Consider the following 20535-nt stretch of genomic DNA (forward strand, 5'->3'; position numbering starts at 1 on the left):
ATGGCGCTGCAAATTCTGAACTAACCTTCGTGGAAGAATTCTCCCAGACGCTCTGTCGATCTTCTGATCGTCCGGGCTGGGGCGTTAGGGCGGGGCGCAGAACTCCGGCTAGCCACGTAAGGATGCTGACGAAATGCAACGCACTGTTCATCCCGCTCGCCGCTACGGCCTTCGTCCGCTGTTTCGCCTGGCATTGTGCAGCCAACTGTTATGGCCGGGCCTGGCGTTCGCCGATGCGGCCTATGACCAGTTGATCATCCAGGCCCGGGCCGGCAGCTACGCCCCGGCGCTGAACCATCTGCGCCAAGTACCGGCGGACCGGTTGAACAACGGGCTGGTCAGCGACCACCTGCAGATCGCCAGCTGGGCCGGCCTCGATGCCGAGGTGGTGAAGGTCTACGAGACCCAGGGCCGCAACCGGGTGCTGCCGGCGCAGGCGCTGGCCGCCACGGCCCGTGCCTATCGCAACCTCAAGCAGTGGGACAACGCCACCCAGGTCTATCGCCTGGCCCTGCAGCGCGACCCGCAGAACGCCGACCTGCAGCTGGGGCTGGCCCTGACCCAGGCCGATGCCGGCCAGCCGGCCGAAGCCGTGGCCCGGGCCAAGGCCCTGGTGGCGGCCAAGCCCGATGACCCGAACCGGCGCCTGGCCCTGGGCTACGCGCTGACCCGCGCCAACCAGCCTTATGACGCCCTGGCCGCATACGACCAGGCGTTTATCCGCGCTGGCGACAAGCCCGAAGTCATCCGCGAATACATCTACGCCCTGCAGCGGGCGCGCCTGCCGGAACCGGCCCTGCGCCTGGCCCGGCAGCACCCCGGGCTGATCGATCCGGTGATCCAGCGGCGCATCCAGGCCGACCTCGCCGCCGAACGGGTGCGCCTCTCGGAGCTGGCTAGCCGCAGTGAGAAAGAGCGCTTTGTGGTGGCCGACCGTGCCCTGGCCGACTACGACACCCTGTTCGCCGCCTGGGGCAAGGACCCTCAAGCCCAGGACGACCTGACCCGCTGGCGCATCGACCGCCTGGGCGCCCTCAAGTCCCGGGCGCGCACCGCAGAGGTGATCAGCGAATACGAGCAGCTCACCGCTGCCGGCGTGGCCATTCCCCCGTATGCCCTGCGCTGGGTGGCGGCTTCCTACCTCGACCAGCGCCAGCCGGAAATCGCCGCGGACCTGTATCGGCGTGTGTTTTCGGCACCGGACGGTAATGCCGACCACCGCCTGGAAGACACCACCGCGCTGTATTACGCGCTGCTGGAAAGTGAACGCCCGGAAGAGGCGCTGAAACTCGCCAATGACCTGGCCGACAGTGTGCCGCAGCGAATTCAGCTCACCGGGCAAACCGTGGGCGACCCCAATGACGACTGGGTCGATGCCCAACTGCTGGCGGCCCAGGCCGGTGCCGACGGCACGGCCGGGGCTGACCTGCCGGGCACCGAGCAGCGCCTGGAGACCCTGGCGGGGCAGGCCCCGGGCAACATCAGCGTGCGCCTGGCCCAGGCCGATCTGTACCGGGTGCGCGACTGGCCCCGGCTTTCGGAAAGCCTGCTCAAGGAAACCGAGAGCGTGGCCCCGCGCGATGTCAGCCTGGAAGTGTCCCAGGGCCATACGGCCCAGGACCTGCAGGAATGGCGGCAACTGGATGCGCTGACCGACGACGTGGTGGAGCGCTTTCCGGAGAGCCGCCAGGTGCAGCGCCTGGCCCGCGAGCGCGAAGTGCACGACATGGCCGAACTGCGGGTCATGACCTATGGCGGCAAGAGTTACGGCGGTGGCAGCAATGGTGCCGGCGCGGTATCCGGCAGCCGTGATTTTGGCATCGAAAGCCGGCTTTACACGCCGCCGATCGCCGAGGACTGGCGCCTGTTCGGCGGCATCGGCTATGCCATGGGGGACTTCCCGGAAGGGATCGGCAATCACCGCTGGCAGGTCCTGGGGGTGGAGCGGCGCACCCGCGACATGACCCTGGAAGCGGAAGTCTCCAACCATTCCTATGGCTATGGCGACAAGACCGGTGCCCGGGTGTCGCTGGCGCGGGACATCGACGATCACTGGCAATACGGCGGCAGCCTCGACTACCTCTCTGCCAACACCCCGCTGCGGGCCCTCAACAGCGATATCAGCGCCAACGGCGGCAGCGCCTTCCTGCGTTGGCGGGCCAATGAAAGCCGCGAGTGGAAACTGTCCCTCAGCCCGTCGCACTTCAGCGACGGCAACAATAGGTTCGAGGCTCTGCTCACGGGCCGCGAAGGGGTCTACCGCTCGCCGAAAGTGCAGGTCGACCTCGGCCTGGAAGTGGGCGCCAGCCACAACACCCTGGAAGACACCCCCTACTACAACCCCGAGGCGGACCTCAGCGTCCTGCCCACCGTCACCGTCAACCACGTGCTCTATCACCGCTATCAGACCTCCTGGAGCCAACAGTTCCAGGCCGGCGCCGGTACCTACAGCGAACGCGGCTACTCCACTGGAGCGGTGGGGCTGCTCAGCTACGGCCCGCGCTACAGCTGGAACGACGTGTTCGACATCGGCGGAGTCCTGAGCGTGATCAACCGGCCTTACGACGGCGATCGGGAAACCGACCTGCGCCTGGCTGTCGACCTTACCTATCGCTTCTAGAGAAGAGTGTGACGATGCGCCTGATCAACCGTTGCATCCTCCTGCTGGGAGCCCTGGTTCTCAGCGCCTGTTCCCAGCCCGCCGCCGACTTTCTCGCCCCGGCGCAACGGCCGTTGCCCAACACCGAGGCACCCTGGCCGAAGAACCACGTGCTGGGCATTGCCTACCACGACATCGAGGATCGCGACCCGGACCAACGGGTGGTGGCGGTGCGCACCGAGCGGATGATCGAGCAACTGGCCTGGTTGCGGGAAAACGGCTACCGGCCCGTGACCGTGGACCAGATCCTGGCGGCGCGCAACGGCGGCCCCGAACTGCCGGCCAAGGCCATCCTGCTGACCTTCGATGACGGCTATTCGAGCTTCTACACCCGGGTGCTGCCGGTGCTGCGCAGCTATCACTGGCCTGCGGTGCTGGCGCCGGTGGGCACCTGGATCGACACCCCGGCCGACCAGCCGGTGAACTTCGCCGGCGAGCTGCGGCCCCGCTCACAGTTCCTGACCTGGGCGCAGGTCCGGGAAATCTCCCGTTCCGGGCTGGTGGAAATCGCCGCCCATACCGACCACAGCCACCTGGGCATTCTTGCCAACCCTCAGGGCAACCTGCAGCCGGCGGCGGCGACCCGCCGTTTTGACGCCGCCTCCGGGCGCTATGAAAGCGAGGCGGATTTCCAGGCGCGGATGCGCCAGGACGTGACCGCCATCTCGAACAAGATCCTGGCCGTGGCCGGCTATCGCCCGCGGATCTGGGTCTGGCCCTACGGCACGGCCGACGGCTCCACCCTGCAAGTGGTGGACAGCCAGGGCTTCAAGCTGGCCCTGACCCTGGACGACGGCCTGGACACACTCGACAACCTGATGAGCAGCCCGCGTTTCCTGGTGGTGTCGGACCCGGACGGCATGCACTTCTCCAACAGCATTGTCGGCGCCGAGACCGCCGCGCCCATGCGCGTGGTGCACGTCGACCTGGACAACGTCTACGACCCGGACCCCAAGCAGCAGGAGGTCAACCTCGGCAAGCTGGTGCAGCGCATGGCCGACCTGGGGGCCAACACCGTATTCCTCCAGGCCTTCGCCGACCCCAAGGGCGACGGCCTGGTGCAGTCGCTGTATTTCCCCAACCGGCACCTGCCGATGCGCGCCGACCTGTTCGACCGGGTCGCCTGGCAGTTGCGCACCCGGGCCCACGTCAAGGTCTATGCCTGGATGCCGGTGCTCAGCTTCGCCCTGGACGCCCGGCTGCCCCGGGTCACGCGCTGGGATCCAGCCACCGGCCAGAGCACCATCGATCCTAAGCAGTACCAGCGGCTGTCGCCCTTCGACCCCAATGTGCGCCGGCAGATCGGCGACCTCTACGAGGACGTGGCGCGCATGACGTCGGTGGACGGCATTCTGTTCCACGACGACGCCGTGCTCTCGGATTTCGAAGACGCCAGCCCCGGGGCCTTGCGCGCCTATGCGGCCCAGGGCCTGCCGGGTTCCATGGCCGCCCTGCGCGACGATCCGGCCACCCTGCAGCGCTGGACCCGCTTCAAGAGCCGCTACCTGATCGACTTCACCCATGAGCTGGCCGCCAAGGTCCGGGCGATTCGCGGGCCGCAGGTGCAGACCGCGCGCAACCTGTTCGCCGAGCCGATCATCAACCCGCAGAGTGAAACCTGGTTCGCCCAGAACCTCGATGATTTCCTGGTCAGCTACGACTGGACCGCGCCCATGGCCATGCCGCTGATGGAAGGCCAGAGCCAGCGGCATTCCGGGCCCTGGCTCGAAGCCCTGGTGGACCAGGTGCGCGCCCGCCCCGGTGCCTTGCAGCGCACGGTGTTCGAGCTGCAGGCCCGGGACTGGGCCCGCAAGCCCGCCAGCGACCTCTCCGCCCAGCAACTGGCGGACTGGATGGGCCGCCTCAAGCGCCAGGGCGCGACCAATTTCGGCTACTACCCGGACAACTTCCTCGAGAACTCACCGGACCTGAAGACTCTGCGGCCCGCGCTCTCCAACAAATGGAGCCCTTGAATCATGGTGGATCGTATCTTTGCGCTGGTGGTCCTGGCGCTCGTTCTCGGCGTGCCCCTGGGGCTGATCTTCGTGCTGACCGGCGAATTCCTCATGGACTTCGTCTTCTACTACCCCTTGTTCATGTCGGCGCTGTGGATCGCCGGCGGCCTGTATTACTGGATGCACTGGGAGCGCCACTGGCCGTGGAGCGACGACACCCTGCCGCCGCCCCTGGCCGGTGAGCCGCTGATCAGCATCCTCATTCCTTGCTACAACGAAGGCGACAACGTCGCCGACACCATTCATGCGGCCCTGGCCCAGCAGTACCCGAACATCGAAGTGATCGCCATCAACGATGGCTCCAAGGACAACACCGCCGAGGTGCTGGACCGCCTTGCCGCCCAGGACCCGCGCCTGCGGGTGTTGCACCTGGCGCAGAACCAGGGCAAGGCCGTGGCCCTGCGCATGGGCGCGGTGGCGGCACACAGCGAATACCTGGTGTGCATCGACGGCGATGCCCTGCTGGCGCCCAACACGGCGGCCTACCTGGTGGCGCCGATGCTGGACAACCCGCGCCTGGGCGCCGTGACCGGCAACCCGCGGATCCGCACCCGTTCGACCCTGGTGGGTCGGGTCCAGGTGGGCGAGTTCTCCTCGATCATCGGCCTGATCAAGCGCACCCAGCGGGTGTTCGGCAAAGTCTTCACCGTCTCCGGGGTGATCGTCGCCTTCCGTCGCACCGCCCTGCACCGGGTGGGCTACTGGAGCCCGGACATGATCACCGAAGACATCGACATCAGCTGGAAGCTGCAACTGGACCACTGGTACGTGTTCTTCGAGCCGCGGGCGCTGTGCTGGATCCTCATGCCGGAGACCCTGCGCGGCCTGTGGAAGCAACGCCTGCGCTGGGCCCAGGGCGGCGCCGAGGTGCTGTTCAAGAACATCCGCGGGATCTGGGAGTGGCGCCACCGCTACCTCTGGACCCTGCTGTTCGACTACTGCCTGTCCACCGGCTGGGCCTTCACCTTCCTGCTGTCGGTGATCTTCTGGGCCCTGGGCAAGTTCATCGTCATGCCCGAGGCCATCGCGGTGCACACCATCGTCCCGCCGGCCTTCACCGGGCTGGTACTGGCGATGGTCTGCCTGACCCAGTTCGCGGTGAGTATCCTGATCGACCGCCGTTATGAAAAAGACCTGTGGAAAACCATGTTCTGGGTGGTCTGGTACCCGCTGGTGTTCTGGTTCATCAGCCTGTTCACCACCCTGGTGAGCTTTCCCCGGGTGCTGTTTGGCGAACACCAGAAACGCGCGCGCTGGGTCAGCCCGGACCGCGGCATCAAACCCATCGATGACGAAGAGGAGGTGCGCTGATGAAAATCATCCGAACCCGCCAGCGTCCATTCATGGTGATCGTCGACGTTGTCCTCACCGTACTGGCCTGGGTAGGCCTGCTGTACTTGCTGGTTCGTGGGCTCATTCCGCTGCTGGACAGCCATGAAGGGCCGCGGATCGAAGCGGGCATGCTCGATGCCCTGACCACCCTGCAGTTCTATGCCTGGGTGGCGGTACTCAATGCGGTGCTGCTGATTTCCTGGGCCCGCTACCGCCAGCGTCGCAACAAGAGCTACCCGCCCCGGCTGCCGGCACCCGTGGTGGACGACAAGCGCCTGAGCGAAACCTTCAAGCTCAACGACGCGACCTTCGCCCAGATGCGCCAGCCCGGCACCATGATCGTGCACAACGACGAGGAGGGCGGTATCAGCCACGTCACCACGCAGTTCTATCGCATTCTTCCCGAAGACCAGCAGCACCCGCCGCTGAGGGTGGAACCGCCACCGCGGGTGATCCATCTGCGTTCGGAAGAGGATGAAGGCAAGAAGACAGGAGAAGATTGATTGCCCAGGGGGGATGAGCCCTGGGGGGGCGGCTCTTCTGAATTTGCAGAGGGAATTGTCTGATTCTATTTTCAGTAAATAAATCAATGCGTTATTGATTTGTTTGGGATTTCTGCATGGGGTTGTCGCTACGGATGTGGTTGTGGGTGAGTTGTTATTTAATCGTAGCGAGAGAGTGAGAACCAGGGTTCTTGCGTACGGGCGTTGGCTCTTCGAAGTGTGCAATCTCCTGTTTTTGCTCAAACTTTTTAAAGCTATATAGCCTTGATTTAAAAGGCTTTAAGGTGATTTTTCCTTTAAATATTTCAAAATTTAAAATGGGCGGCTCCATGATGGAGCTGCATGTTTTTTATCTCGTAAAGTTGCTTGAAAGTTCGATTTGATTGTTATTGGCGATTCTGCGGCAGTCATTTGACGATGCAGTAATAGCTTATTAGCGTCACGCCCTTCGTAGCTCTTGTCGTCACGCTTTCGAAGGATCGGATATGTCTCTCTCCACGCTCGGGATGAGGTTGTGCTGTGCCTTGTCCTGCCTGCTGCTGTTTAGCGCGCTGCATAGCGCCGCTGTCGCGCCGATGCCTGGTACCACCTTCAACCTGGGCGCCCAGTCCTTCATCCGCGGCTACAAAGACCCGAGCCTGAATGGCGACAGCGGCTACTGCTGGCGCAACGATCTGCGCTGGACTCGCCCGATGGGCAACCACCTTGTCACCGGCGTGAGCTTTGCCCATTCCCTCGAACGTCCCGAAGCCTTGAGTGAACGGGAAACCCCGACCCATTTCCGCCTGGATTTCTATCTCTGATTGCACTGATTCATTGAGGCTTTTGACATGGACGTTCGCCAACTCGCCTTTCTGGCCCGCCAGCCTTGCGCCACCTTGCAAGCGCGGGATTCGTTCTGGGGGCTGTCCAAACGCGGTCTGGCGTTCATCCTGGCCAACGTGATGTTCTGGCAGCCCGCGGTGGCGATAGCCGACGGCATCGTGGTCAACGGCAGCGGTACAACACTGGGACAGGCCGGCAATGGCGTGCCCATCGTCAACATTGCCACGCCCAATGGCGGCGGGCTGTCGCACAACAAGTTCAGCGACTACAACGTCGGCCAGCAGGGGCTGATCCTCAACAACGCCACCGGTCGTACCCAGGAAACCCAGCTCGGCGGGATCATTCTCGGCAACTCCAACCTGGGTGGCCGCGCGGCCAATGTGATCCTCAACGAGGTCAACGGCGGCAGCCCCAGCCAGCTCAAGGGCTACACCGAAGTGGCCGGGCAGTCGGCCCATGTCATTGTCGCCAACCCCTATGGCGTGAGCTGCAATGGCTGCGGCTTCATCAACACCCCCAAGGCCACCCTGACCACCGGCAAGCCGGTGATCGAGAACGGCCAAATCCAGCGTTACCAGGTGGACCAGGGCAGCGTCGCCATCGAGGGTGCGGGCCTCAACGCGAGCAATATCGACCAGTTCGAAATCATCACCCGCAGCGCCAAGATCAACGCCGAGATCCAGGCCCGGCACCTGGCGGTGATCGCCGGGTCCAACGATGTCGACGCCAAGACCTTGAACGCCACGGCCCGCACCGCCAACCCGGCGGATGCACCGCAACTGGCCATCGACTCATCAGCCCTGGGCGGCATGTACGCCGGGGCGATCAAACTGGTGGGCACCGAGGCCGGGGTGGGGGTGAAGCTCGACGGCAAGCTGATCGCCAGTGGCGGTGATATCCAACTGGATGCCAACGGCCAGTTGCGCATGGCCGAAGTCTCTGCCGAGAAGGGCGCGGTGGCGATCAAGGCCGGCAGCCTGGAGACCAAGGGCGCGGTCTACGCCGGCAGCGAGCTCAAGGTGCAAACTCAAGACGACCTGAACAACCACAACACCCTGGCGGCGGCCAACAGCATCAACTTGGGCAGCGGCGGGCAACTGAACAATCAGGGCATCATCGAAGCCGGGGTCAACCTCGACAACAGCCGCAACCCGAACGGCGATGTCACGCTGACTGCGCATACCCTGAACAACAGCGGCAAGAGCGTGGTGGCCAGCCGGGATCTGACGGTCACGACCACCCAGACCCTGAACAACCGAGGCGGCACCCTGAGCGGGCAGCGCCAGGTGAAGGTCAGTGCCGGGGCTCTGGATAATAGCCATCAGGGCAAGCTGCTGAGCGCCGAGCGCCTGCAACTCGATGTCGAGCAAGTGCGCAACGGCCAGGGCGGCCTGATCAAGAGCCAGCAGTCCCTCAATGCCAACCTGGGCCACTTGAGCAACAGCGGTGGCGAGCTGTCGAGCCAGGGCAGCAGCACCCTGGTACTGGCCGGCATGGACAACCTCACCGGCGTGGTACTGGCGCAACAGACCCTGGAGATAACCGGTACGGCAGAACTGGACAACCAGGGCGGGCTGCTGTCGGGCTGGCAGGGCCTGACCCTCAACGGCACAGGCTTGAACAACAGCAACAAAGGCACCGTCTCCAGCCTCAAGGGCGGTGTCGAGGTCACCCTCAGCGACGCCTTGAACAACAGCCAGGGCGGTGGCCTGGTCAGCCAGCAGGCCCTGGACGTCAAGGCCGCCAGCCTCGACAACAGCCACCAGGGGGTGATCTCCAGCGCCGGCGAGCAAAGCCTCAAACTCAGCGACCTGCTGGACAACAGCCAGGGCGGCTCCATCGACAGCGCCGCGACCCTGACCCTGCAGGCCATGACCCTGGGCAACAACGGCGGCACCCTTGACGCCGCGGGTGACCTGACCTTTACCGGCACCGACCTGGACAATGGCACCGGCACTTTCACCGGCAAAACCGCCGTCACCCTTAATCTGTTGGGCGCGTTGAACAATACCCACGGCAAGCTGGCCAGCGGCGGCCCGCTGCGCATCGAACGCGCTGGGCAGATCGACAATCGGGGTGGCCAGATGGCCAGCCAGGGCCTGCTGAGCCTGTTCGCTGCCAGCCTGGACAATCGTAACCGTGGGACCTTGATGGCCAACGACCCACTGACCCTGACCCTGGACGGCGTACTGCAGAACAGCGGTGATGGCTTGATCTACAGCCAGACCGGCGGCCTGCACGTTCAGGCCGGGAGCCTCACCAATGGCAAGGGCACCCTGCAGAGCCAAGGCGCTCTGAACCTGAGCACCGGCGACATCGACAACCAGAGTGGTCGCATCCTGGCCAGGAACGGTAACCTGAACATCGGCGCCGGCCACTTGGATAACCGTGGGGGCGTGCTTTCTAGCGTGCAAGGCGCGATGATCGCCGATCTTCGCGGCGTGCTGAAAAACGGCTACGACCCGAGCAACAACCGCCAGGGCGGCGTGACCCAGGCCCAGCGCCTGACCCTCAAGGCCCTGGCTGGCATAGACAACGACGGCGGGCGGATTTCCGCGCAAAGCGGCGATGCGCTGATCACCACCGGCGATTTCGATAACCGCAACGGTGGCCTCTACGCCAAGGGCCTTGTCAAAGTTAGCGGCGGCCATTTCGACAACAGCGGCAACAACGGGCAAATCTCCGGCCAGCAGATTAATTTCGACCTCAGCGGCGCTCTGGATAACCACAAGGGCATCATCGAAAGCGACAGCAGCCTGACGATCAAGGCCGCCAGCCTCGACAATCAGACCGGCCAATTGCGCGCCCTGGGAGACGGTGGCGATACACGGCTGGAGCTCGGCGGATTGTTCGACAACCGCGATGGCTCTCTGGAAACCGCCAACCAAAACCTGGCCTTCGACGCTGGCAGCTTCAACAACCGTGGCGGCAGCGTGCTGCACAGCGGCAACGGCCTGTTCGGCCTGTCCATGGCCAACCTCGAGGATGTGGGCGGGCGCCTGAAAACCGCCGGCCAGCTGATCCTGGAAGGCGAACGCTGGACCAACAGCAGCTCGATCCAGGCCGGGAAACTGACAGTCAACGTCAACCACCTGACCCAGGCCCGTACGGGCCAGCTCCTAGCCGGCAATGGCCTGATAGGCAGCGGCGTGAACTGGATCAATGACGGCCTGATCGGCAGTGATGCAGGCGTCAATATCGACCTCAGTGGTCATTACAGCAGCAAGGGCCGACTCAGCAGCTTTGGGCAACTGGACCTAAAAGCTGCCCAAGTGGACCTGGCAGACAGTGCCAGTATTGCTGGCGGCGGCAACACCACAGTCTCGGTGTTCGGCCAGTTGAACAACGCAGGGCGCCTGAGCGCTGCGGCCGGGCTCACGCTCAACGCGAGTGGCATCAACAATCAGGGCACCCTTGGGGCTGCCCAGAACCTGACCTTGACCGCCGGCGGCCTGCTCAACGATCACGGGCTGGTGTTCAGTGGCGACGACATGGGGCTGCGGGTCGACACCCTGACCAACAGCTACGGCAACGTTTACAGCCTCGGTCATCTGACGATCGATCGCGATGGTCAGGGGGCTCTGGCCAGCCGCATCGCCAACCGTTCCGGCACCCTGCAAAGCGATGGTTCCATGACGCTTGCAGCCAGCACCCTTGAGAACATGCGCGATGTGCTGGCCACCAACAACGGCGGCATCTACACCGCCAGAATCGCTGAAGTCGCCTGCATCGAGGGCTACAACGCCGGTGACTGTGGCGGCAAACGCAATCACGTGTGGGAGATCGTTCAGCGCGACAAATTCGAAGTCACCGAAGCGAGTGCGGCGTCGAGCATTGCCGCTGGCGTCAACCTGAATATCAACGCCGGCGACCTGCTGAACCAGAGCAGCAGTATCAGCGCGGCCGGCAACCTGATGGCCACGGTCAACAACTTGACCCACAGCGGCGTGGAAACCGGCGAGACCGAAACCACCCGGGTGTTCATGTCGGCGCGGACCAAAAATGCCAGTGCCTGGTACAACGTCGCTAACGCTGTCACCAACCGATACTGGTTCCAGAGTGCGGGTTATACGCCTGATGACCTGGGTGGTCTGGAAGGCGCGCTGGCCGGTTTTATCGGCATGACCGAACGTGAGTGGGTCGGCCTGGGGACGACGAAAAAACTCGCCGGTGGTGATCAAAGCTATGCCGCAGTGATCCAGGCCGGGGGAGCGGTGAGCATCAAGGCCGGCAATGGCTTCGACAGCAGCGTGGTCCGTTCGGGTTACACCTATGTCGGCAGCGGTGCGCGTACCGATACCCAAGTACCGGGTACCGCCTTCGCCACTCGCATCAGCCTCAGCCCGCAACTGCCCCCAGACCTGACCCAGCAACAGGTCAACCCCCTGGCCCTGCCTGGCTTTAGTCTGCCCGCTGGGCAGAACGGTCTGTTCCGCCTCAGTGGTCAGAGCAGCAGCGCCGCACCAGCTCCGGCGCAGATCGCCGGCCTGCCGGATGCCGCGAACCTTACCCGGCCGCACAAGTACCTGATAGAAACCAACCCGGTACTCACCGACCTCAAGCAGTTCATGAGCTCGGACTACCTGCTGTCCAGCCTCGGTTACAACCCGGACGACAGCGCCAAACGCCTGGGGGATGGCTTCTACGAGCAGAAGCTGATTCAACAAGCGGTACAAGCCCGTACCGGCCAGCGTTTTATCGACGGCCAGAACAGCGACGAACAGCTGTTCAAGTACCTGATGGACAACGCCATCCAGAGCCGGCAACAGCTCAACCTGTCGGTGGGCGTGGCTCTGACCTCGGAGCAGGTGGCGGCCCTGACCCACGACATCGTCTGGCTGGAAAGCCATGAAGTGAACGGTGAACAAGTGCTGGTGCCCGTGCTCTACCTGGCCCAGGCCAAGAACCGACTGGCCCCGAACGGCGCCCTGATCGCGGGTAACGACGTCAACCTGATCGCCGGCCAGGACCTTAACAACGTCGGCACCCTGCGCGCGACCAACAACCTGTCGGCCCAGGCCGGGCAGAACCTGATCAACAGCGGCCTGTTGGAATCCGGTAATCGCCTTGACCTGCTGGCCGGCAACGACCTGGTGAACAAGGCCGGCGGCATCGTCGCCGGGCGTGACGTGAGCCTCGCCGCAACCCGGGGCGACGTCATCAACGAGCGCACCCTGACCTCGCACCAGAGCAGCAACGGCAGCTACGCCCAGCAGCGCGACTTCGTCGACAACGCCGCCCGGGTAGAAGCGGCGAACAGCCTGGTGATCAGTGCCGGGCGCGACATCAACAACAACGGCAGCGTACTCAAGAGCGGAGCCGACACCAGCCTCAAGGCCGGTCGCGACGTCAACCTGAGCGCCGTGGAACAGGTGGTCAGCAATGACCGCGGCGTGCGCTACAACGACCTCAGCGTGACCCAGAACGGCTCCAGCCTGCAGGCCGGTCGCGACCTGGCCATCAGCGCCGGGCGCGACATCACCGCCATCGCCAGCCAGATCGAAGCCAAGCGCGATGTGGCGATGACCGCCACGGAAAACCTGAGCCTGGTTTCAGCGGCCAGTGAGCAGCATGCGTATAGCAAGACCAAGAAGGTCACCAGCCAGGAGGATCATGTTCAGCAGGTAGGCACCACCTTGGTCGCCGGCGGCAATGTGGCGCTCAAGGCCGGTGAGGACCTTGCGCTGACGGCCAGCCGGGTGACGGCGGGGGATGAGGCGTATCTCTATGCGGGCGGTGATGTGAACCTCAGCGCTGGGCAGAACAGCGACTACAGCTATTACCGCAAGACCAAGACCAGCAGCTCCGGGTTGTCCAGCAGCCAAAAAACACGGATCGATAGCAGCAACTCCATCACTCAACAGGGCTCTTCCGTCAGTGGTGATACGGTGGTCATCCGCGCCGGCCAGGATATTGGCGCGACCGCCAGCGATATTGTCTCCACCCACTCCACCAGCCTGGTTGCAGGACGCAATGTCGAGATCGATAGCGCCACCGAAACCTACGAGCAAAGCCATTCGACATCGGAGAAAAAGTCCGGCTTGTTGAGCAGTGGCGGGATTGGTTTCACCCTGGGTTCAACTAGCGCTCAGAACACCTCGTCCAGCACCACCGAAAACGCCAAGGCCAGCACCATTGGCAGTGTGCTGGGCAACGTCGATATCCAGGCCGGCAAGGACCTGACTCTTAAAGGTTCCGACGTCATCGCGGGCAAGGACATCAGTCTCGTCGGGCAGAACGTCAGCATCCTCGCGGCGGAAAATCACAACAAGAGCGAGCAAACCTCCAAGACCAAGACCAGCGGCCTGACCCTGGCGCTGTCCGGAACCGTCGGCAGTGCTGTCGACGCCGCGTACCAGACCACCAAGCAAGCCAGGGAGGAGGACGATAGCCGCCTTTCTGCCCTGCAAGGCATCAAGGCTGGCCTGACTGGTGTTCAGGCCTGGCAAGCGGCCCAACAGGGCGGCGGGATGAACGGCGATAACATTGGCCAGTTCGTCGGTATCAGCATTTCCCTGGGCTCGCAGCAGTTCAGTTCCAAGCAGACTCAGGAGCAGGTGGTCAGTCAGGGCAGTAGCCTGACCAGTGGCAACAACCTCTCCATTGTGGCTGCCGGTAGCGGTACCGCTGGGGCAGATGGCGACATTCGCGTGCAAGGCAGCCAACTCAAGGCGGGCAATAACGTGCTGCTGGCCGCTGAGCGTGACATCCAGCTTGAGGCCGCGGCCAACCGGCAAAAGCTTGATGGCAAGAACAGCAGCAGCGGCGGTGCCATTGGCGTCAGCTTGGGCGTTGGCCCCAACGGCGCAGGCCTGAGTATCTTCGCCAACGGCAACAAGGGTGTGGGCAAGGAAAAGGGCACCGGCACCACCTGGACCGAGACCACCCTGGACGCCGGTAACCAGGCGAGCCTGATCAGTGGGCGGGACGCCGTTCTCAAGGGTGCGCAAGTCAATGCGGACAAGATCACGGCCAAGGTCGGGCGCGACCTCACGCTGCAAAGCCTGCAAGACACCGACGACTACAAGTCCAAGCAGAGCAATGTCAGCGGCGGTGCCAGCTTCACGTTCGGCACGATGACCGGCAGCGCTTCGGTCAGCGTCAGCCAGAGCAAGATCGACTCCAAGTACCAGAGCGTGCAGGAACAGACCGGGTTGTTCGCCGGCAAGGGCGGCTATCAGGTTGAAGTGGGCAAGCACACCCAGCTGGATGGCAGCGTCATCGCCAGCACCGCAGAAACCGACAAAAACCGCCTGAGCACGGGCACCCTGGGCTGGAGCGATCTCAAGAACGAGGCCGAATACAAAAGCCAGATGCAGAGCGCCAGCGTCAGCAGCGGTAACGGCGGTGCTGATGGCTTCACCAGCAACATGCCCAGCGGCATGTTGATCGCCTACAACCACGGCGGCAGTGCCAGCGGCACCACCTCATCGGCAATCTCCAACGGCACTTTGGACATTCGTGATCCAGGCCAGCAGAAGCAGGACATTGCCACCCTCAGCCGCGACGTCGAACACGCCAATGGCAGCATCAGCCCGATCTTCGACAAGGAGAAGGAGCAGAAGCGCCTGCGAGAGGTGCAGCTGATTGGCGAGATTGGCACTCAGGTGACGGACATTGTTCGGACCGAGGGGCAGTTGAAGGCCGATCAAGAGGCGAGCAAGGAACTTGAAGAGAAAGGTATTTATCGACCAGGAAGCAATGCCAGCAAAGAGGAGGTTGAGAAGTACCAGACGAAGCTGATTGCTACTGATGCCTATCAGCAGATCATGGGCAAATACGGTACGGGTGGTGATTACCAGCGAGTAGCCCAAGCCGTCACCGCCGCCCTGCAAGGATTGGCCGGTGGGGATATCGGCTCTGCCCTGGCTGGCGCCTCGGCACCGTATCTGGCGCAGTTGATCAAGAAATCCACAGGTGACAATCCAGCCCTCAACACAATGGCTCACGCTGTGCTGGGAGCTGCCGTTGCCCAGGCCCAAGGTAACTCGGCAATAGCGGGCGCTGCAGGTGCTGCAGGTGGAGAGCTGGCTGCTCGATTGATCACCCAGCAGCTGTATGGCACCAGCGATACCAGCTCCCTCAGTGAAGAACAAAAGCAGACAGTGGCTGCGCTATCGACGTTAGCCGCTGGGCTTGCGGGGGGAATTGCGAAAGGCGATAGCGCGGGTGCAATTGCGGGTGCCGGGGCTGGCAAGAATGCTGTGGAAAATAATCATTTAGGAACAGGGGTCAATATTTTTGGCCATCAATTGGGTAAGGACCAAGTAGCGGAATTTGGCAACGAACTCAAAGCATCCTGTGGTGATTCCGGAGGGCTGCAAGCTTGTCTGAAAACTTACGACACATGGAAAGAAACTTCCTACCGGCAGGGCGGGTTGGAGACAAAAGAGGCTCAGGCAGGGTGGGAAGAGTTCGTAGAGGCAGTTTACACAGAGAAAGTGCTGCCTCTATGTAAAGGGAACGCTGCTTGTGAGCGCAATGTTGCTACCCATATGGCCGTCACGACGGTGACGTATGCGGGCGACAGCGTAGGTATAGGTCAGGCAATCGGCGAGGCTACCCGGGCAGTCAATTTGGCTAATGGAAACTGGGTTCGCGTTGGGTTGCAAGTCGTAGAGGATGCGAGCTTACTGGCTACGCTTGGCAGCATGGTGGGAGTGTTCTCAAAAGTAGGGAGTGCTGGTGGTGCAGGGCAAGCCGCCAGGAATCCTAATCCGACAAGTGCTTTGACAGATGCTGAAACTGGGATTAGTAAACTACCAAAAGTTTGGGATGTACCAGATACTACAATTAATAAATTTCCAGCAAGTTGGGCTGTTTCTCCAAATAAAAAAGGCACTGGGTTTAGATGGCAAGACCCCCAAAACAAAGGAAATGGTGTTCGGGTAGATAAGGGGGAGCCTCATATAAGTCAGCCAACTCAGCAAGTGGATCACGTTATTGTTAGGTCAAATGGTCAGGTTATAGGTAGAGATGGTAAACCTGTTATAGGGTCTATTAAAGATCATGCAGAGCAAGTTCATATCCCATTGAGCGAGTATAAAAAATGGAAAACTTGGAACTCTCCGAACTAGAATATCCTACGATGAGAGACGAACTGATTTCCTACTTGGAGGGGTTGTCCAGTGCTGATTATCAATACAGAGCATGGGTGTCTAGATCTGACTCGGATATAGCTTATGATGAGTTTAATTACGCTGTTCATTTTTTATACGATGATACCGATTTAGCAACCGACCCTCGTTCTTGGATCGGAATTGTGCTTAGAGGGGAAAACGAAGCAAGAGCAATTTCCGATGTTGTTAAGAGTATTGATAAGGTTTTCGATAAATATGGGACTTGTCTTGCGGATGAGGACTATCTGACGAAGCCTGAATGGGCTGATGTTATTGAGTCATCAAAAAACGCTTTAGTAGAGTTTTCTCAGGTATAGACGTCTTGATTTTATCTAATGCTTAAAGTTAAAGAACCCCGGTTCACGCGGGGCTCTTCATTATGTTGTAAAGCAAATTACTCCCACAGGTTGTGGAGTTGCCTGCGGTAAGATGATGCTGAGAGATCGTAGGATTTTTGCTACTCAAGTTGAGTTGGGGACAGAGCTTACCTCTATGAGTACGTTGGCAAACAAGCTGAATAAATTTGACTCTGGTTGGGCAGGTAATACTGTTGTATACGTCTAGTTTTAATGCATTGAATAAAACAGGCTTGTGAAGTGCAATAATGTGGGATTCGGAAAATAAAATAGGGCGTTGGGTTGTTGTTAGTGGGGGTGATGATGCGGGCCGAGTGTTGATTAAAGACTCGTAAGATGGATCCTTATAGCTTTAAGGACGTATGGAATGGGCAATCCGTATATAAGCAGTAGCGTTGTAATTCGGTCGCTTTGTTATTCTGAGGGCTCTCAGGAAATTCTTTATGTTTTTATAGTTGACGGCGTTGAGCGAAAACTAACCGGGAAGATGCATGATGACTCAGATATAAGAGGTGTTGAGTATAGTTGCGAACTGGATGAGTTTGTGATGTTACTCATGCCATTTGATGAAAAAACATCAAAAAAGCTGTTTTCAATATCCTGGATGTATGTTGACGGCGAGGACGTTCAGTTTCCAATCACTTTAATTCGATTGTGATTTTGTAGCTGCAAAAGGAACTGCTGGAGAAAAGGCGTGATAAGAAATAATGCTATTATTTTAGTGCTGTTTTTGCTTGTGGGTTGTGCCCCTTCATACTCTCACTGGACTGATGGGATGAATGCTCTGGTTGGTACTAAGTTTGAGTCCCATATTTATTCGGACTGTAGTCGAGGGTGTGGAGATTCGTATTGGTCGCCGGTAAATAGAAATGAAGTGTTTGATCGTGTGCTCGAAGAAGGGGAAGGCAGGCGCTTTTACATAACGTGGATAAGAGATTGTCGATATTCTGTTTTGGTTTCTAGGGATGGAATTATAAAGTCTTGGAGATATGAGGCCGCAAACACGAAAAGCTGTTATGTTTTTTAGTCTAATGGCTATAGATAGGGACGAACAGCTTTGAAAGAGGTGACTATTTAAAGAAGCGGGAGGTCGTGAAATACAGGAGTTTGTATTCAAGTGAGTCAGATGCTGAGACTGTCTTTTTTTAGTGTTTTTCTAATTTTTTCCGGATGTAGTGTTGGTCCCTATATTCATCCTGAATCTACGAATATAAATAAGGGTCACTCTAATTCGACTTGTCATGGCAGGCGAAGTGCCTTTTGGTATGGGATTGTAAATCCTGGCGATTTTTCTGGAGCGGTGATTGCGACTGTTTATACCACGCTGCCAGGTACGCCAGAATTTGACCCTGTTACTCGATCTATTACCGGTACAACAGACACTCAATTGAGAATTGAGTTTGAGGTTCATCCATATAAGCCTGAACAACAATGGGCTTTCGGCAAAGAGGCCAAGGCCATTGTTCGACAAGCACATGTCATGCAGAAAATGCATGCGCAAAACCCTACGTTCATCAGTACATTCTCGTCTTATATAGTGTTGCGATTGAATAATGGAGACCAGAGAGAAATTTTTGCTCCGCAAATGCAGACGACTTTTGAAGCGAAGAAAAATCGACCCAGTGTTATATCTATCCAATTGTCGCCGGGGCAGTTGGACGATTTTTCGATAACCCTTCCTGATATATTTGTGAACACTAAAAAAATCGATATTCCGACCATGCATTTCAAAAGTAATGAATGCCGAAGGAGATGAATGTGTTGCTGAACAATATAAGTGAGCAACTTCCGCTAAAGGCAGCGGGCGACTTTAAAGTCGCCCTTATTTATTGACTAGGTCATTTGCGGTTGCAAACGCCGTGATGTCACATCCAGCAGATCACAGCCATCGCGCAGCAGGATGCTGCACACCAGGGTCAGTTCCTGCAGTAGCACCGGTTCGCTGCGTAGGGTCTCGGCGGCGAAGTTCTCCAGCAGTTGGGTCGCGGCGCGGATGCGAAAGGCTGCGGCGTCGTGCAACACATCGATGGGCGCCTGGGTGTCGATCAGCAGGGAAGGAATCAGGCAGTCGTGGCCGGTTAGGGATATATAACGGTTCATTAGTACACCTCGCTTAATGGATCGATGTACTCGTTACTCCGGTCGCCAAACCAGGTCGCCATATGGGCGACGGCCGGACTATAAGCCGCGGGCTTGCGAGGGTGCAAGGCAAGTGTGGTGGCGTCTTTTCCGAGAGCGTTGTAGGGCTTTTTCCGTACACATCCATCCCGCTTGCGACTGTATTTCCAGGTGTTTAGCCAGGGCGCTTTTGGCGAACGGTCGGCCAGCCTGTATGTACATTTGTAAATACGAAATTGCTCATGTACGTTGCATGGGACGAGGCCAAGAACCACGCCAACATGCTCAAGCACGGCATCGATTTCAACGATGCGGTGCTGATGTTCCAGCGCCCGGTGCTGTCCTTGCGCGATGAGCGCCTGGACTACGGCGAGGAGCGCTGGGCCAGCCTCGGTTGGATCAGGGGCCTGGTGGGCGTGGTGGTCCATACCGAGCGGCGGGGTCATGCGGTGCGCATCATCTCGGCGCGAAAAGCCACTAAGCGGGAGGCTAAATATTATGTCCAACGGATCGAAAACTGATTGGGATCGCCTGGCGAAAACCGATGACCAGGGCATCGATACTTCTGATATTCCCGAGCTGGATGACGATTTCTTTCGCCGCGCCGAGGTGCACCTGCCGGGCAAGAAGGCCGTGACCATTCGCCTGGACGCCGATGTGCTGGAGTGGTTCAAGGGCCAGGGCGCGGGTTACCAGACGCGGATCAACCAATTGCTGCGCCAGTACATGCAGGCCCACCGGGACTGAGGCCTGTGCATCATTTCAGGAGGCGGGCGGATGGCCCGCCGCTCTTTCCGGCCGGCCGTGGAGGGTGGTCGCCATTGCGATTCCTGTCTGAAATATTCATTTACAACTACCCCCGTCCTCAAGCTCAATCTGCTCCCTTGCCTGGTGCGAAGGAGTGCGCTCTTTCGTGCAGGCTATAGTTTTGTGCTCACCCTGACCTCATCCGCAAATAAGGTGCTTTCGTATGTCTCGCTTTGCCTCCCGCAATACTTGGCTGGCCGTTGGTGCCGCGTTGCTGTGCCTGCACTTGCCCGTGCAGGCCCAGGAGCGTTTTACCCTGAACATTCCCGGGGTTTCGGATGACCGGCTGTTCACCACGGGCAATGCCAGCGATGCCAAGGGCTGTGGCGGGCACAATAATTCCCCGGCCTTGAACTGGACCGCCGGCCCGACCGGGACCTTGAGCTACGCCATCGTCATGCACGACCCGGACGGGGCCAAGGGCCAGGGCGTGGATCACTGGGTGCACTACGGCATCAAGCCCACCACCCGGCAGATTCCCGCCGGTGCCGGCAACAAGCCGAACCTGGAAGGGCTGGCCGGCCTCAACAGCCGCAACGGTACTTCCTATATGGGCCCGTGCCCGCCGGTGGGTGACAGCGCGCACCACTACATCATCCAGATCTACGCCCTGGACCTGCCGCCGGAAGCCCTGCCCGCCGGGCTGACCCGCGCCCAACTGCTGGAAAAGATCAACGGTCACGTACTGCGCAACAGCAGTGTGGTGCGCCGCTATTCCCGCTGAGTGAAATTTTTTCGAAGGCTTAACCCGAATCGCCCAGGGGCTTCGTCTGAAGGGGGGAATGGATCATTTCTTTCCGA

The 20535-nt window shown here is 60.2% G+C and carries 12 protein-coding genes and 1 pseudogene; 12 read left to right on the forward strand and 1 reads right to left on the reverse strand.

The features are described from left to right. Window positions 1-133 precede the first annotated feature (133 nt). From pgaA to AC1RL5_RS17630, 9 genes and pseudogenes are all read left to right on the forward strand, one after another. Window positions 134-2620 carry a poly-beta-1,6 N-acetyl-D-glucosamine export porin PgaA gene (gene pgaA / locus AC1RL5_RS17590; RefSeq protein WP_492589468.1) on the forward strand — a complete coding sequence of 829 codons (2487 nt, stop codon included), beginning with the start codon at window positions 134-136 and terminating at the stop codon, window positions 2618-2620. Between the two features lie 14 nt (window positions 2621-2634). After that, on the forward strand, window positions 2635-4632 hold the full coding sequence (gene pgaB / locus AC1RL5_RS17595) for a poly-beta-1,6-N-acetyl-D-glucosamine N-deacetylase PgaB (protein ID WP_019095705.1): 1998 nt from the start codon (window positions 2635-2637) through the stop codon (window positions 4630-4632). Window positions 4633-4635: 3 nt separating this feature from the next. Beyond that, complete coding sequence (gene pgaC / locus AC1RL5_RS17600; protein WP_019093523.1) at window positions 4636-5985, forward strand: poly-beta-1,6-N-acetyl-D-glucosamine synthase; 1350 nt, start codon at window positions 4636-4638, stop codon at window positions 5983-5985. After that, window positions 5985-6509 carry a poly-beta-1,6-N-acetyl-D-glucosamine biosynthesis protein PgaD gene (gene pgaD / locus AC1RL5_RS17605; RefSeq protein ID WP_072453116.1) on the forward strand — a complete coding sequence of 175 codons (525 nt, stop codon included), beginning with the start codon at window positions 5985-5987 and terminating at the stop codon, window positions 6507-6509. The genes pgaC and pgaD overlap by 1 nt, the downstream gene beginning before the upstream one ends. A gap of 593 nt (window positions 6510-7102) precedes the next feature. Continuing rightward, a pseudogene (locus AC1RL5_RS17610) lies at window positions 7103-7312 on the forward strand (ShlB/FhaC/HecB family hemolysin secretion/activation protein); the annotation flags it as partial. A gap of 27 nt (window positions 7313-7339) precedes the next feature. Further along, on the forward strand, window positions 7340-16411 hold the full coding sequence (locus AC1RL5_RS17615; RefSeq protein ID WP_492589469.1) for a hemagglutinin repeat-containing protein: 9072 nt from the start codon (window positions 7340-7342) through the stop codon (window positions 16409-16411). Next, window positions 16384-16770 (forward strand): SCO4402 family protein, encoded by a 387-nt coding sequence (locus tag AC1RL5_RS17620; protein WP_072443720.1) that lies wholly within the window; start codon window positions 16384-16386, stop codon window positions 16768-16770. Before AC1RL5_RS17615 ends, AC1RL5_RS17620 begins: the two co-directional genes overlap by 28 nt. 406 nt (window positions 16771-17176) lie before the next feature. Continuing rightward, the gene (locus AC1RL5_RS17625) at window positions 17177-17467 is read left to right on the forward strand and encodes a hypothetical protein (protein ID WP_041115091.1); all 291 of its coding nucleotides are present in this window, start codon (window positions 17177-17179) and stop codon (window positions 17465-17467) included. Between the two features lie 459 nt (window positions 17468-17926). Then, window positions 17927-18565: a hypothetical protein gene (locus tag AC1RL5_RS17630; protein ID WP_144404842.1), complete on the forward strand. Its 639-nt coding sequence runs from the start codon at window positions 17927-17929 to the stop codon at window positions 18563-18565. Window positions 18566-18642: 77 nt separating this feature from the next. On the opposite strand, the gene AC1RL5_RS17635 is transcribed toward AC1RL5_RS17630, so the two are convergent. After that, window positions 18643-18909 (reverse strand): hypothetical protein, encoded by a 267-nt coding sequence (locus tag AC1RL5_RS17635; protein ID WP_011058550.1) that lies wholly within the window; start codon window positions 18907-18909, stop codon window positions 18643-18645. A 260-nt stretch (window positions 18910-19169) separates the two neighbouring features. Between AC1RL5_RS17635 and AC1RL5_RS17640 the strand changes: the two genes are divergently transcribed. The 3 genes from AC1RL5_RS17640 to AC1RL5_RS17650 all read left to right on the forward strand — a co-directional run bounded on the left by AC1RL5_RS17640 (window position 19170) and on the right by AC1RL5_RS17650 (window position 20458). Next, the gene (locus AC1RL5_RS17640) at window positions 19170-19448 is read left to right on the forward strand and encodes a BrnT family toxin (RefSeq protein WP_053148401.1); all 279 of its coding nucleotides are present in this window, start codon (window positions 19170-19172) and stop codon (window positions 19446-19448) included. Further along, window positions 19426-19674, forward strand: a complete 249-nt coding sequence (locus AC1RL5_RS17645) for a BrnA antitoxin family protein (protein WP_011058552.1) — start codon at window positions 19426-19428, stop codon at window positions 19672-19674. The genes AC1RL5_RS17640 and AC1RL5_RS17645 overlap by 23 nt, the downstream gene beginning before the upstream one ends. A 223-nt stretch (window positions 19675-19897) precedes the next feature. Further along, a complete protein-coding gene (locus AC1RL5_RS17650) occupies window positions 19898-20458 on the forward strand; it encodes a YbhB/YbcL family Raf kinase inhibitor-like protein (RefSeq protein WP_011058553.1) in 561 nt (186 codons plus the stop codon). Window positions 20459-20535 lie beyond the last annotated feature (77 nt).

Source organism: Pseudomonas sp. GW822-FHT06D10 (assembly GCF_058799535.1).

What these genes read in the sequence shown, in the direction of transcription:
- pgaA (WP_492589468.1), top strand. Translation starts at nt 134, where the DNA reads ATGCAACGCACTGTTCATCCCGCTCGCCGCTACGGCCTTCGTCCGCTG.
- AC1RL5_RS17650 (WP_011058553.1), top strand. Translation starts at nt 19,898, where the DNA reads ATGTCTCGCTTTGCCTCCCGCAATACTTGGCTGGCCGTTGGTGCCGCG.
- pgaB (WP_019095705.1), top strand. Translation starts at nt 2,635, where the DNA reads ATGCGCCTGATCAACCGTTGCATCCTCCTGCTGGGAGCCCTGGTTCTC.
- pgaC (WP_019093523.1), top strand. Translation starts at nt 4,636, where the DNA reads ATGGTGGATCGTATCTTTGCGCTGGTGGTCCTGGCGCTCGTTCTCGGC.
- AC1RL5_RS17625 (WP_041115091.1), top strand. Translation starts at nt 17,177, where the DNA reads ATGGGCAATCCGTATATAAGCAGTAGCGTTGTAATTCGGTCGCTTTGT.
- pgaD (WP_072453116.1), top strand. Translation starts at nt 5,985, where the DNA reads ATGAAAATCATCCGAACCCGCCAGCGTCCATTCATGGTGATCGTCGAC.
- AC1RL5_RS17645 (WP_011058552.1), top strand. Translation starts at nt 19,426, where the DNA reads ATGTCCAACGGATCGAAAACTGATTGGGATCGCCTGGCGAAAACCGAT.
- AC1RL5_RS17640 (WP_053148401.1), top strand. Translation starts at nt 19,170, where the DNA reads ATGTACGTTGCATGGGACGAGGCCAAGAACCACGCCAACATGCTCAAG.
- AC1RL5_RS17620 (WP_072443720.1), top strand. Translation starts at nt 16,384, where the DNA reads ATGGAAAACTTGGAACTCTCCGAACTAGAATATCCTACGATGAGAGAC.
- AC1RL5_RS17615 (WP_492589469.1), top strand. Translation starts at nt 7,340, where the DNA reads ATGGACGTTCGCCAACTCGCCTTTCTGGCCCGCCAGCCTTGCGCCACC.
- AC1RL5_RS17635 (WP_011058550.1), bottom strand. Translation starts at nt 18,909, where the DNA reads ATGAACCGTTATATATCCCTAACCGGCCACGACTGCCTGATTCCTTCC.